Origin of the sequence: Pseudorhodoferax sp. Leaf267 (assembly GCF_001422405.1) — a bacterium.
Classification (GTDB): Bacteria; Pseudomonadota; Gammaproteobacteria; order Burkholderiales; family Burkholderiaceae_C; genus Pseudorhodoferax.
Genome location: NZ_LMMV01000021.1, coordinates 179211 through 192785, shown reverse-complemented (window position 1 = coordinate 192785; position 13575 = coordinate 179211). Strand labels below are relative to the sequence as shown.

Sequence of the window (13575 nt, the reverse complement as noted above, 5' to 3'; positions counted from 1 at the left end):
GGGCGGTCCTAGCCAAACACCCGCTCGATCGCATCGCGTCGACGCCGTTGCTGTGCGCGATAGTAGATCGCAGTGGTCCGAGGGTCGGCTTGACCAAGGTTGGCCTGCAGCACGTCGATTGGGACGGCCGCTTCGGCCGCCCGTGTCGCGTGCGTGTGCCGCAGCCAATGGGCCGTGGCGCGGGCTGCGTGGGCACGCTGTGCCTCGGTCAGCGCCGACGAAGCAAGTGCCGTCACAACGAATCGCCGGAAGACTGCCTGCAGCGTGGAGTAAGTGATGCCACCGCGCGCTGCGTGTTCGGCCCGCGCCAGCGCGGCGGGGTCGATCTGGTCATCAGGCGGATCGAATGCAAGTGTGAGGTTGTCGCCTGGCAACCTCGGCTCGGTCAAGCCAGCCAGGAGCGGCGTCCTGCCATGCGCAGCACCCAGTTCCAGGCCACGTGCCCTGAAATACCGCTCGGTCGCCTTGAGGGCTGCCAGGGGCACCGGCACCGAGCGATTTTTGCCTCCCTTGCCGTGTACATGCAGCCAGGTGCCGTCGTCTTGCTCGTAGAGGTCCGAGCACCTTGCCCCTAGCAGTTCGGCCGAGCGCAGCCCGGTCGCCTGCACGAAGCACAGGAGCCACTGCATCCGCTGGCCAGCAGGCCCGGCCAAGCCGTCAGCGTGCGCGACCAAAGCGGCCCAGGCCTCGACGGAAAACGCGCGTGACGCTTCTTGTGGAATCGCAGCGGGATCGTCCCTCAGCCTTCGGTTCACCGACAGCCAAGCGTTGCGCGACACACGGCTGTCGGCGGTCATCCAGGCGAAGAACGACTCCAGGACCGTCAGGGTGAAGCGCTGGCTGGTGACCGAGGGTTGCCCAGCGAAGGGCGCCCAATCGGCCGAGGCCCGCACAGCACGCTGCCGACTGATCCAATCGCGCGGCACCGCTGCCAGAAAGGCGATGAAGGCTGCGCAGTCATCTGCCGTCGTCGTCACCAGGTCACGCTCGCGCTCGACGCGCAGCCACACGACGAATCGTTCAGCCTCGCGGCGGTAGGCCCGCGCGGTGGCGGGTGATTGCGTACGGTGCCGAATCCAGGTACCGATGGTTTCGGCCGCGTCGGATGGCAGTACGGCCAGGTCCTGCCAGGAATGGCTCGTCGCGGCCCCAGCCGACCCTGCAGGCGCACTGCGCACGATGGAGGACGGTCCCATCAGGGCATGCAGGTCCTCGGCCAGGCGGGCCGCCTTGGTCGGCCCGAATGCTGGGATCTTGCGCCACCAGCGACCGCGCAGCGCGATCTCCTCGCGCAGCTGTCCCAGAGTGGTGAAGCCGGCGGCATCGAGGCGCGTGGCCAGGTCCATCGAGAACCAGCCACCGACCGGGTCCGAAGGTCGCGGTGCCTCGGTCGTGAAGGCGGCCAGCCTGTCCAGCAGCGCCATGCGTGCCTGGCGCAACCTTTCGAGCTGGGCGATCTTGCGCCGGTGGCCGGGCGACTTGTCCAGCGCAAAGGCTTCGGCGTACAGCACCTCAAGCTCTGCTGCTGGCCAGTCCTCCAGCCCGCCGTCAGCGGCCCAGTCATCGATCGACGGCGGCTCAGGCATGCCAGCCGCCGTTCCATTGGGTGCCGGTTGCGCCGTGAGGTCCAGACGCAGCAGCCGCGACCTTGGTCCAAGCCCGGCCCGTCGGGCGATCATGATGGCGGACTGTGCTGCGGCCTCGTGCGCGGCGCCGGCCCCATCCTCGTCGACGGCGAGGTAGTTTCGAGCGGCGGCAATAGGTGAGACCCCTTCAGCCACGGCCTTCAGGTGCGCGAGAACGTGGCGACCCAATCGGAGTTGGGCTGGGCTGGAAGATGAGCACGTCATAAAACCTGAGCATCAGCAACGACTTATCCAAGATCGTAGCGTCGGACTCGATGAGCAGCAAGAAAAAACTAGCGAAGATAAGTACAGTTATCAACGCCAAAGATTCCTGACTGAGTCTTCAGACCATCCGTTGTTGGTACCGCTACTGTTGCGGGAGCTCTAGCGCCAATGGCACAGGCAGGCGTTCTAAATGGAAGCTCTGTGTATCAGGCCCCTTTCATGACGCTAAGTCGTCTTTCTTTCCAAGCGTGGCGCTGCGCCGGTGTGACGTAGCGGATACTGCTGCGCCGATGGTCGTGGTTGTACCAATGCATGAAGACGCCAGCCACTTACGGGCCGCGTGCAGATCGGCGAAGCACCGCTCGGGGTACGACCTGCACCGCGCTCATGTCCTGGCGCGCAGGCGCCTGCTCCAGGCAGAGCTGGATGTGAGGCCTGCGCCTCGTGGCGAGACTGGGTGCCATCGTGAGGCGCAGCCGGGCTTCTTCGAAGATGCGAGTCTTGCGTTGGCGCCGGTATAGATCCGCCGCTATTCGCTGGCGAGGTGTTGGTTTTGCAGTTCGTGGGGCCCACAAGCGCCGATGGTCCCGCGAGGGGTTATCGGCTTGTTGATGTCGCGGTTCGCTCAGAACGGCTCGTCCGGGTCGAACTCGGGCGGCGTGCCCGGCATGAGTTGCTCGCGCCAGGCCTGCTGCACCTGCAGACCGTAGGCCAGCCACCTGTCACGCGAACCCGAACGACTCCAGTGCAGCGGTTGCCGCCGTTGCCACCTGCAAAGGCAACGAGTGGTCCGGCTCAGCCTGCGGTCGTTGAGGCCTCCGTAGTTCGCGTGGCTCGAACGACGGCACTTGAGTGCGCTGCGGTCATCCCGGTCATCGTCGCTCGACCATCTTCACAATGTGGCAGCTCAATGACCGCTCTCGGCTGTGACGAACTGGTGCTGTGCGCCCAAACCTGCCAGCCGGCTTGCTCCGAAGCAGCCGGACGGCGAGCCATCGCTTTTCATGTTTCGCTTCTACGAAGCGGCCGTTCGTAATCTCACACACTCGGCCAGAAGCAGACATCATGCTTCCTGATGTTTATGGCTCGCACCCATGCGATCGTCGGCGTCAGAGGCTCTTTCCCCGTAAGTGCTTTGCCCTCAACGACTGCATGGGCCGGATGACGTCGCGCAGCGTTTGCATGAACACCTCGGTGCTGGGCGCAAGCGTGCGACCCCTCACGCGAAACATGCCGACGGGAATCCCCGACGGCAGATCGATCGGGAGAACGCGGAAGGACGCGGGAAAGTTGCCGAATCGCAGGATCGAGCCGTACATCACGGTGAGGAATGAATGGGTCGCAACCAACTCACTGCGGACCAGCATAGACATCGTTGTGACCGCAGGGTCTGGCAGGCTCAGGCCCTGCAGGCGGAACTGTGCCTCGAGTTGCGCAGTGACGGCCCCGTTCGCCGATGGCAGCACCCAGGGGTGGAGCCCAGTCTCCTCCAGACTGACAGACCTTCTACTGGCTAAGGGATGCTGCGCGCCCGCGACGATGAAAAGGTGATCATCGAACAGCCGCTCGAACGTCAGGTCGCCGCCGCTTCCCTCAACGTGCTCGCGTCCTATCCCGAAATCAACGGATCGACCCGCGACTTCGCTTGCCAACTTGCCTGAATCCAGTTCGGCGACATGAAAGCGGAATCCAGGGCGGTTACTCCGAACCGCACCTATCGCGTGCGGCAAGAGTCCAGCGCACACCGCCGGCGTGCCGCCTAGACGCAGTTCGCCGCGGGCTGCATCGGCCAGGGACTGCAGTTCGTCCACAGCTTGACGGAGTTCTTCGAAAACACCCGTGGCGCGTCGCAGCAGGATCTCGCCCTGCGGCGTCACGCTGACGCCGCGGTTGTTGCGATCGAATAGCCGGACCCCGAACGTAGCCTCGAGCTCCCGAATGGACTTCGACAGGGCAGGCTGCGTCAGGCCGATCTCGCTCGCGGCCTTCAGGATGCTGCCCGATCGCGCCACTGCCTGCAGCAGCCGCAACTCACGCAACGTCACTCGCCTGAGCACCAACTCTAAAGTGTCCATAGATATAACAGAATGTTGATACCAAGATCGACAAATGCGATACCGGAAGCATAGCAAAGTGCGTAATGTATGGCTCTTGCAGGCAGACCACCGCAAAGGAAGCGTGATGAACAAGTTGCTCACCCTATTTGCCGTCCTGATGGCGCCCACCGTGGTAGGTAGCCAATCCCTCGCCGGCGCGAACGGAGTGCGGTCCGGCATTACGGCGGCAGCGCGCCATGTGTTTGACGACGCGACCATGCCGGGAAAGGAGTTCCGTGTTCTACACACCACCTACGCGCCCGGTGGTCAGAACCCGAAGCATTACCATCCCTCGCACGTCGTGTTTTACGTGCTCGAGGGATCGGGCGTGTGGCAGGAGGAAGGAAAGGATCCGGTGACGCTCAAACCAGGCGAAAGCCTGCACGTGCGCCCGGGGATGGTTCACGCGCATCGCAATGCCAGCACGACGGAGCAGTTGGTGTTTCTGGAGTTCGTCATCGTGGACAAGGGGCAGCGCAGCACCGTCCCGATGCGATAGGCGCAGGTACAAGCCGCGCGGCGCTCGCGCGCGGCCAGCGCCGGTCGGATGCGCGATCTCACCGCCGGAAAGCTGACGCCCAAGTTGAGCGACCGGATAGCCGACGTCCGCGGTCGGCAGTGGCCGACCCGTATGCGACATTGACGAAGTGAAGAGCGGTCGCTCAACCGCCTAATGTGCTCGAGGCGCGGTTCGTATCAGGTTCACCTCGACACCTTGTGAGCGTCCCGCCTGGAAGCGGCGTCGCTTCGTCTGCCGCGGCCACTGAACCGCCACGCCGTCATCAACGCTGCAGGCGATGCGCCTGCCGAAATGCCTCGGGCGTCGTGCCTACGAGCCGCCGAAAGAACTTGACGAAGTTGGTCGGCTCGTCGAAGCCGAGAAGCTCGCCGATCGCGACCGACGTCGCGGTGGTGTGCACGAGGAGGCGCTGGGCTTCGAGGGCGACGCGCCGGTCCACCTCCTCCTTGGCCGAATGGCCCAACACGTCCTGGCAGGCGCGCGCCAAAGTGCTCGTCGACACCCCCACGCTGCGGGCCAGCAGTGCCACGGATGGACGAGCGTGGACCCGTTCTTCCAGCGCGCGCCGCAGACGCCGGATCAGCGTGGCCTGCGCCGTCGGCGCCGACGGATGACCTGCCGCCGATCGACTGATGCCGAGCATCAGGCACAGGATCAACTCGCGCGCCATCGCGGCCGACAGCTCGTCCAAGATGGGCTGATCGAGTTCGCGACGGAGCATCGCGGACAGCGATCTCCAGGCGGCCAGACCGTCGGCGCCCATCCTGAAGTGGACCGGCCACTCCTCCAGGCGCAGCAGCGACATGGTCGCCTGCCGGGAGGTCGACGCGGTCGGCTGCACAACGGCCGGATCGAGCAGCAGCACATCGGCTTCGAAGCCGTTCGCCGGCTGCCACTGCTGCACCTGGCCGGGCCTTACGAAGACGACGTGACCGGCGCGCAGCGAGAAGCGCTCGAAGTCGACCAGATGCCCTCCACGCCCTCCGGTCGCCACGAGAACCATGAAGAACTCGACGCGCTCGGTCTGGAGCAACTGCGTCGCGGGCACGCGGCCGCGGAGTTCCGCCAGGCTCATCAACTCCGCGCCGATGGGGTCAAGCCGCTCGTTCTTGAAGCGAGTCTGGCGCAGTGCCTTGCGGGGTGGGGACACGAAAACTCCTTTCGGCGCGCCTACGGCGCGTCTGCGCGATTTCTACCATCACTTGCCCGACGCTGACCTTGGCGTCAAGGCTGGGTGCCGGCAAAGTCCGTGCTGCAAACCAACCCAGAACCCCGCCCCAATGCTCTCCTTTCCCTCCCGCCCACGGCGTGCCTTCGCGCTGACCCTTCTCTCGGTCGTCGCTGGCTGCGCGTCGAACAGCTACTCGTCCAAAGGAACCCCCATGTCCTCCGATCCCAAGGCGCAGGTTGTCGCGCTGCTCAAGTCCATCGAAACGGGCGAAGCGGCCCCAGTGGCCGTGGTCAACCCGGCCAAGTACATCCAGCACAACCTCGCCGTAGGCGACGGCCTGGCTGGCTTCGGCGCAGTCCTGCAGGCGCTGCCGAAGGGTTCGGCCAAGGTGAACACGGTGCGGGTGTTCCAGGACGGCGAGTTCGTCTTCGCGCACACCGAGTACAACTTTTTCGGCCCGAAGATCGGCTTCGACATCTTCCGCTTCGAGGGCGGCAAGATCGTCGAACACTGGGACAACCTGCAGGAGACGCCGGCCAAGCCCAACCCGAGCGGTCGCACGATGATCGACGGGCCGGCTGTGGCGGCAGACTTGGACAAGACCGCGGCCAACAAGAAGCTGGTGGCGGCGTTTGTCGACGACATCCTGGTTAACGGTCGCCTGGACCGACTGGCGGGCTACTACGACGGCGACAACTACCACCAGCACAACCCGCAGATCGCCGATGGACTGTCCGGCCTCGGAGCGGCGCTGCAGGCGATGGCCAAGGCGGGCGTGACGATGAAGTACCACAAGGTCCACAAGGTCCTGGGCGAAGGCAACTTCGTGCTCGTCGCCAGCGAGGGTGAGTTCGCCGGCAAGCCGAGCGCGTTCTACGACCTGTTCAGGGTGGCCAACGGCAAGATTGCCGAGCACTGGGACACGATCGAGACCATCCCGCCACGCGCGGAATGGAAGAACGCGAACGGCAAGTTCTGAGGCGCGGAGGACTGTGAGCCCCTGGAAGTTCGTGCTCTACGGCGCCCTGCCGGCCACGGTCGCGGTCCAGACGGCCCTGGCCGGCCAGGTCGTCGAAGTCGTCACGCTCAAGCTCAGGGCCGGCGTCGCTGCGGCCGAGTTCGCTCCGATCGACAAGGCAGTGGAGCGTGAACACGTCGCCAAGCAGCCGGGCTTCGTTTCGCGCGAGAGCGCGCATGGCGCGGACGGCGAGCGGCAGGTGATCGTCCACTGGCGATCGGCGTTTTTCGCCGACGCATCGATGGCGAGCTTCCAGAAGGCGCCCGCCGCCGCGCAGTACATGTTGAGGATCGAGGCCTCGACGATGAGCATGAAGCGCGACCAAGGGTAGCGTTCGGGATGGCCGGCAACGAGGCCACGCTCAAGACCGGCGCGGACCTCCGTGCTCCGGCAGCAGGCCCATCTCCTTCGTGGCCGCGGCCCAGCGCGCACTCGCTGCGCAAGAAGCTGCCCGCCGCGCCGACGTCCCGGTTGACGCGGTCTCCCGCATGTGTCCGCTTTGAGGTGAGTCAGCAATAGACCGCTCCTGGCCGGGACTGTGACTTCGAGGGAGCGCCATGAAGCTGACTTTGGGTTCGCTGGCCTCTGCCGGCCAATGTCAGCTTGCAGCGACCCAAGGGGGAAACCTGTTATCGGCCATCAGCAGTCGTTGCGCCCGCGGCGGCGAACGTCGGGTCAAGACTGGCTGCTGACGTTGGACTTTCATCGCTGGGTGACCGCCGCGTGCGAAACCCGCCAGTCGCGATCGACCGGCGCGTCGGTCCGCTGTACTACCGACACCGGTCAGTCAGAGCCGACCATCGGCTCAACCCTAATGAGCGAATGCTCTTAGCGGGGATGGATTGGCGCTCTGCGCCCTCAGCTGTCGGTCGCGTGGCGAAGTTGAACGGCGGCAGAGCAGCGAGACCGGGCATTCTTGACTTCAGCTCAACTCACACCGTTGCCAAAGAGCGGTCTAGCAGGAACGTCTGCTTGCAGGCGGAGTGCTCTCCAAGCTCCCAGGAGCGGGCAAGCTTTGAGTCAAGGAGGGCATCAATTGTCGCGCGTCCCGCCCGAATTCAGCGGGCAATCAGCATGACTGCGTCGCGCATCGAGTGCATGCAAGAGTTTGAAATAAAAAGGAGCATGCGCGAGACGCTGCGGGCTATGCCGGTACGGAGTGAGCAATACTGAACCGGGCAAATCCCCGCGTTTGGGCGACACGAGGCAGGTAGGCGGCGCAGTGGAAGCCCTCGTTGCCACCTTCTAGGGGCGCGCAGGTCGCTGAACGGCGTTTGGAAGACCGCAGCTCGCGTCAGGACTGGGCTGCAGTGGCTCGGCTCTCGGCGCTGCCCCGTCAGCTCTCACCGGCAGAGCTGTAGTCGGGTGTTCACCACTGCGTCGCGCTCAGAGTTCATTCGAATGGGGGACCTTAAAGTCACGCAACATGAAGTGCACCAATGCGAGCGGCGCAAGCCGCTGATCCTGGCGGCGCAGCCAAGTGTGGTAGCTCTCGTCCCGCTCGCGCCTCGATGAGCCACCGATCCGCAGAAGGCGCCAGGCCGAGGCGGGGCAGTCGAGGTTCGGCGAATCGGCGGCAATCTGCAGCTCGGCTTGGCCGAGCACCTGTTGCAGGCAGTCCAAGTTCGTAGTGGCATCGATGAGCAGCAGCACCCGCGACAGTGGCACCCGGTCCAGCAGGAGACCGAGTTCGTACGCGCAGCCCATGTCCTCGGGGCCTAGGTCCGAGAGGTCCATCAGCACCGCGTCCGTGCGATCGAGCAGGGAGCGGATTGCAGTTCGCCAGATTGCGTCGGAGCACTGAAACGAATGGCGCCGATAGCGGCCGTTGTCGTCCGCTCCGGATGGCAGCGCAGCCAGGCGCCGCGCGAGATCCTCCGGAGAATGCACCAGCACCGTGTCAATGCGGTCAAGCGCCAGAGCTTCACGGACCTCAGCGGAGCGGCCCACCGAGTCGTAGCCTTCAAGGTGCGCCACCGGCCCGCACAGGAGCCAGGGCCGCACCAGCTCCAGAAGGTCGTCGAACGACGGGCTCCCAAAGACGCGCAGCAGCACCAATCGCACGCCAACCGGCGCTGAGGCGGTGCTCGGAGCGTTGCGCTGACGCAGAAACCAGCCATAGGTCGCGGCCAGCGCCAACAGGGCTGCGCCAGCGACCTCGTCCGTGCCGTTGCCGGTGTTGCGGCCCGCAGCCAGGAGCGCAATTCCGAGCAAGCCCGTGGCGATGGCGAGGACGTGAGGTGATCGGCCCAGAGGAGCCGCAAGGTTGAGCGTTTCATCGCTCCAAAAACTTGGCTCCTCGGCCACACGCCAGCGCAGCACACGACCGGCCTCGGCCAAGCTGCCGGTTCCCGCCCTTGGAAGCAGGGCTGCCAGGCTGCGGAGCAGAAGCGCTATAGGGCCGGGGGCAACTGCCCACGTCTCGGACCTGGGCGCATGCACGACCTGCAGGAGCCGGGCAGGAAAATCCTGCAGGCAGAAAAGCCAGGTCATGGCGCCGAGCACAATCAGCTCTGGAATGGTCGTCCGGCCGACCAGAATCGTTGTGATCGCAACAACGGTCAAGCCGCCAACGAACAAGCCAAAAGCAAACATATGGCGGCGGATCGCCACCCGCGCGAGCTGCCGGCGCCGGTCAGTTAGCGCCAACGCCGCGGCCGTCGGTGGCGGCAAGTCGTCAGGCTCGAGCCAATGCTGCCGGCGAGCCCGCGCACCCATGCTCGTCCGAGCCGCGGGGGCCTCTGGGAATGGGTCCATGCTCGCGCGCACGTCGGCGGCTGAAAGCTCTTGCGATCGCCTGGCAACGGCGAGCTCCACTTCGCGGGCCGAAGGCATGAGCAGCTGCACGCGGTACCACTGACGCGAACTCCACGAAACGAAGCCGAAGGCGAGTGCTAGGACCACTACGCCGATCGGTGTGATGTACGTTGTCAGCACGTAGACCAATGCTCCCATGAGCACCGACGTCAGCAGCCGAACGGGTAGAGGTGGCGGCAGGCGCGGGCGCGCCAGGCGGCGCCGACGGCGTGCCGCAAATGCCTCTTCCTCGCCTGGGCCACCCGGGGGCGGCAACGGCTCGTCCGGCCAACTGCGGCGGGCCTTTAAGAAGCGCCCGACCGCCGCCGCGACAGCGAACAACGGTGCCCAGCCCCACCAACGGAGCGCTGGCATGGGATCCCAATCGGGCGCTAGAAACCGCACCATCGCGATTGGCCCAACGATGAGCATCGCGCCCGCGAGTGCGGAGGTCCTGAGTGCGGCAATGGGAATCGGCGCGCTGGGGCTGCCAAACCTGTCGACACCAGCATCGGCGCGCGGGTCGACCAACGACTGTTGTGCTGGTGCCGGCGTCGGGGGGGCAAGCATTCCCTCTTCGATGCTCGCTGTGAGGCTGCGCCAAAGGGCTGGCCGATCGGTGGGGCAGGTCTCCACCTGCGGAGCGGGTAAGCCCTTCGCGAGCGCCGCTTGCGTCCCCGGCGTCGGGACCAATGCCCGACCTCTGTGCGTTGCAAGCTCATGAAGAACACCGCGCCGCACGGCCATGTTCTCCAGTGTTTCCATCACGTCGCCTGCGCCGCCATGCCAATCGGCCACCAGCCGCGCGACAAGCATGGAGCGCCGGCGCAGCAAGGTCGACTCAATTGCCTCCGCCGGCCACGGCATGGTGGCGTCGAGCGGGTCAGCGCGGAGGCCGTCAGCCGCTTCCGTCAGAAGCAGCAGTCCAGCGCGCTCGTTTGCCAGCAGCGCCTCGGCGATCATCAGAAGCTCCAGTCTGGCGGGGTCGGCTTTGGCCGTCGGGCCCCCTCGGCTCTTTACCGCGCGCCACGCCGGCCCCCAAGCGACTACCAGCGTGCCGGCGAAGATGGCCAGCACGGCCGTCGCCCAGGAGGGCAGCTGGTATTTCTGACCGAAGGCCAGCGCCGCTGCAAGGGCAAGCAACAGCGCCAAGGGGCCTAGGCCCAGCTGCGGAGGCGCCAGCCGGCGACGCCGCGGGGCGAGGCGATTCGCCTCGAGCAGCACCGTGTCCGTCGGCACGAGGAAAGGTGCTGGAGCTTCTGCAGGGGTACTGCGCATGGCATCTCCCGGTTGCCACAGAAAGGAGGCGGTTCGCAGTCTACGGGGCGACGCCGGGCTGGGTGTAGAGCCGCTCGACAGAGCAGACTGTCAAAGATATCGTGGAATCGCTGGCCTACCGGTCAAGGGCAGGCCAGGGTTGCTCCGAGAAGTGACGATTAGCTGGCGTAAGGGAAGCCCGCCCGGCAGGAACGCCGGCTGCCGCCGGACTGACCTGTGGTGGATACTGCTTTCGCGTCCAACTCAGAGAATCAATTCATACTGGTTGCGACCTCAGCCGGGCCACGGTATCTCGGCACATTTTTTGGGGGCGAACATGCCATCGCGTGTAAGCATTGCCCACAGGATGCACGTGTCGTTGTGGGTCAGCGCACGTTCTTTTGCCCGCCGACGCGCTCTTTAGGTTGCGCCAGCCACCGGCTGATGCGGTGGGTGCGTTTGCCGGCGCTCATCACAGCTGGGCCTCAGTTGCTGCCGTGGCCTTCTCGTTGAGCTTGAACGACAACTTAGTGCACCAACGGCGCGGCCGCGGTGCGCGAAAGATGCCAGGCATCGCAGCAAAGGCAGCTGCCGGGGCCACGCTTCAGTTCATCGTCTTGTCCCCCGTTCTCCCCGGCCCGCCACCGCGTCAGCCACGTCGTGGGGCATCAGCCCGGTCGAGAACGGCCAAAACCTGACGCCCGCACCCTGAGAACGAGGCCGCGCGGCTCCGACCATGGAGCCGCGCTCGACGCACAGGGCAGCGGCAGCCTGCCACCCTGCACAACCAACACTCCATCTTTTTTTCACGCCTGCGGAATAAAAGGCCTGAGCGTGCCGTCTGCCCCGATGTGAGCAACATCTCACCCACGCTGCCCGATCCGCCACCACTTCCACGGAGCTTCCCATGTTCAAAACCCTCGCCATCGCCGCATCTGCGGCAACGTTTCTGGTCACTGCCGGCTGTGCCAACCTGGCTGAGCCGCCTGCCAAGGCGCCCGCCATGCTGTCTGGCGGCGCACTCGTCACACCCGGCGGCATGACCCTCTACACGTTCGACCAGGACGTGGCGAACAGCGGCAAGAGCACCTGCAACGGCGGCTGCGCCGTGCTCTGGCCGCCGATGATGGCCAGCGCCACCGACCGGACCGCGGGTGCCTACAGCATCGTCACTCGCGACGATGGGTCACGCCAGTGGGCCTACAAGGGCAAGCCGGTGTACACCTACAAGGCTGACCAGAAGGCCGGCGACCGCAGCGGAGACAACTTCAAACAGGTCTGGCACATCATCAAGGAATGACGCCTGTTCACCCGTCTGTTCAACCGCCTGTACACCCAGCTTCGCGCGGGCTCGACCCATCGTCAACATCTTGATGAACGACGACCATCAACTGCTGAGCTGGGTGCCGCGCCTGCGCCGCTATTCGCGCGCGCTGGTGAACAACCGTGACGACGCCGACGACCTGGTGCAGGACACGCTGGAGCGGGCCTGGGCCAAGTCGGGCCTGTGGGGCGGTGTGGCCGACATGCGCGCCTGGCTCTTCAGCATCATGCACAACCTGCACGTCGATGGCGTGCGCCGGCCCAGGCTGCACACCGTGACCATGGACGACGACACGCCTGAAGTGCCGGTGGTGCCAACGCAAAGTGACCGCCTGGCGGTGATGGACCTGCAGGCCGCGCTAGACCTGCTACCCGTCGAGCAGAAGGAAGTGCTGCTGCTGGTGGCGCTGGAAGACATGGCCTATGCCGATGTGGCGCAGGCCCTGGGCATCCCCATCGGCACCGTGATGTCGCGCCTGTCGCGTGGGCGTGAGCGCCTGCGCTGCCTGATGGAAGGCAGGGAAGGCCGCGCCGAACCAGTGCGGCTGAAGGTCGTCAAATGAATGCATTGCGAAGCACCCCATGAACACGGACCGTCCGCCACCGCCCACCCCTCCGGTCAATGAGGCCGAATTGCAGGCCTTCGTCGATGGCCGCCTGCCCGTTGAGCGCCAAGTCGAGATCGCCGCTTACCTGGCCGAACGCCCCGACGACGCGCAGCGCCTGGAGGCCTACCGGGAGCAAAAGCGCGAACTGCACGCCTTGTTCGACCCCGTGCTGGATGAACAGCCGCCGCAGCGCCTGCTGAAGTCGGCGCGCCCGCGCGCGGTGCCGCAGACGCCCTGGTATTTGCAGCGCCTCGCCGCCGGGCTCGCCATCGCCGTCATCAGCGGCGCGACTGGCTGGGGCTTGCGGGGCGGCCTGCCCGCGGGGGGCGACGATGCCGGCCGCACGGCCGCCGCGGCACCCGCCGAGCGCGGCCTGACGCTGGTGTCAGCGGGCAGCTTCGCGCAGCGCGCGGCGGTGGCCCATGCGGTGTACAGCCCCGACGCGCGCCGCCCGGTCGAGGTGGACGCGGCGCACGAAGACCAGCTCGTGGCCTGGCTGTCCAAGCGCATGGGCGCGCCGATGAAGCCGCCGCACCTGCAGGCCCAGGGCTACACGCTCGAAGGCGGCCGCCTGTTGCCGGGCGGCCAGGGGCCGGTGGCGCAGTTCATGTACCGCAACGAACTCGGCAGCAAGCTGACGCTCTACGTATCCAACGATGTCGCCGACGTGGGCAGCGCAGCAGGCCCGGGCGCAGCCACCAAGCCGGGGGCGAAGAACACCGACACCGCCTTCCGCTTCGCGCGGGAAGGCACGGTCAATGTCTTCTACTGGGTCGACGGGCCTTTCGGCTACGCGCTCTCATCAGACGCCGACCGCAGCGTGCTGGCGCAGGTGTCGGCCGAGGTCTATCGGCAACTGGGCGCCCCGCGCTGAAGGCAGGGCGGCGTCAGCGCGACGCGCTGTCGGCAGGCGCCAGGGAATGAAACGGCCCGCGC

General features: G+C 66.0%; 10 protein-coding genes. 6 read left to right on the top strand and 4 right to left on the bottom strand.

Features of this window, described 5'->3' with window-relative positions; translation table 11 throughout:
* Positions 1-8: 8 nt before the first annotated feature.
* Positions 9-1781 carry a tyrosine-type recombinase/integrase gene (locus tag ASF43_RS17985; RefSeq protein WP_162241824.1) on the bottom strand — a complete coding sequence of 591 codons (1773 nt, stop codon included), beginning with the start codon at positions 1779-1781 and terminating at the stop codon, positions 9-11.
* 1178 nt (positions 1782-2959) lie between these two features.
* Complete coding sequence (locus ASF43_RS17980; RefSeq protein ID WP_056183916.1) at positions 2960-3925, bottom strand: LysR substrate-binding domain-containing protein; 966 nt, start codon at positions 3923-3925, stop codon at positions 2960-2962.
* Positions 3926-4031: 106 nt separating this feature from the next.
* Between ASF43_RS17980 and ASF43_RS17975 the strand changes: the two genes are divergently transcribed.
* Positions 4032-4445: a dimethylsulfonioproprionate lyase family protein gene (locus tag ASF43_RS17975; RefSeq protein WP_056183915.1), complete on the top strand. Its 414-nt coding sequence runs from the start codon at positions 4032-4034 to the stop codon at positions 4443-4445.
* A 283-nt stretch (positions 4446-4728) separates the two neighbouring features.
* Here the strand turns inward: ASF43_RS17975 and ASF43_RS17970 are convergent, their stop codons facing one another.
* Positions 4729-5616 (bottom strand): helix-turn-helix transcriptional regulator, encoded by an 888-nt coding sequence (locus ASF43_RS17970; RefSeq protein WP_056183913.1) that lies wholly within the window; start codon positions 5614-5616, stop codon positions 4729-4731.
* A 232-nt stretch (positions 5617-5848) separates the two neighbouring features.
* Between ASF43_RS17970 and ASF43_RS17965 the strand changes: the two genes are divergently transcribed.
* Together ASF43_RS17965 and ASF43_RS17960 are read left to right on the top strand one after the other, a co-directional pair.
* Positions 5849-6616 carry a nuclear transport factor 2 family protein gene (locus tag ASF43_RS17965; RefSeq protein WP_056183911.1) on the top strand — a complete coding sequence of 256 codons (768 nt, stop codon included), beginning with the start codon at positions 5849-5851 and terminating at the stop codon, positions 6614-6616.
* Between the two features lie 13 nt (positions 6617-6629).
* Entirely contained in the window at positions 6630-6986 is a 357-nt protein-coding gene (locus ASF43_RS17960; protein ID WP_056183910.1) for an antibiotic biosynthesis monooxygenase, read from the top strand.
* 1055 nt (positions 6987-8041) lie between these two features.
* Here ASF43_RS17960 and ASF43_RS17955 read toward each other — a convergent pair.
* Complete coding sequence (locus ASF43_RS17955) at positions 8042-10729, bottom strand: hypothetical protein (RefSeq protein WP_156373394.1); 2688 nt, start codon at positions 10727-10729, stop codon at positions 8042-8044.
* 886 nt (positions 10730-11615) lie between these two features.
* Between ASF43_RS17955 and ASF43_RS17950 the strand changes: the two genes are divergently transcribed.
* From ASF43_RS17950 to ASF43_RS17940, 3 genes are all read left to right on the top strand, one after another.
* Positions 11616-12008 carry a hypothetical protein gene (locus ASF43_RS17950; RefSeq protein WP_056183906.1) on the top strand — a complete coding sequence of 131 codons (393 nt, stop codon included), beginning with the start codon at positions 11616-11618 and terminating at the stop codon, positions 12006-12008.
* 73 nt (positions 12009-12081) lie between these two features.
* The gene (locus ASF43_RS17945) at positions 12082-12594 is read left to right on the top strand and encodes an RNA polymerase sigma factor (protein ID WP_056183904.1); all 513 of its coding nucleotides are present in this window, start codon (positions 12082-12084) and stop codon (positions 12592-12594) included.
* Positions 12595-12613: 19 nt separating this feature from the next.
* On the top strand, positions 12614-13513 hold the full coding sequence (locus tag ASF43_RS17940) for an anti-sigma factor (RefSeq protein ID WP_056183901.1): 900 nt from the start codon (positions 12614-12616) through the stop codon (positions 13511-13513).
* Positions 13514-13575: the final 62 nt, after the last annotated feature.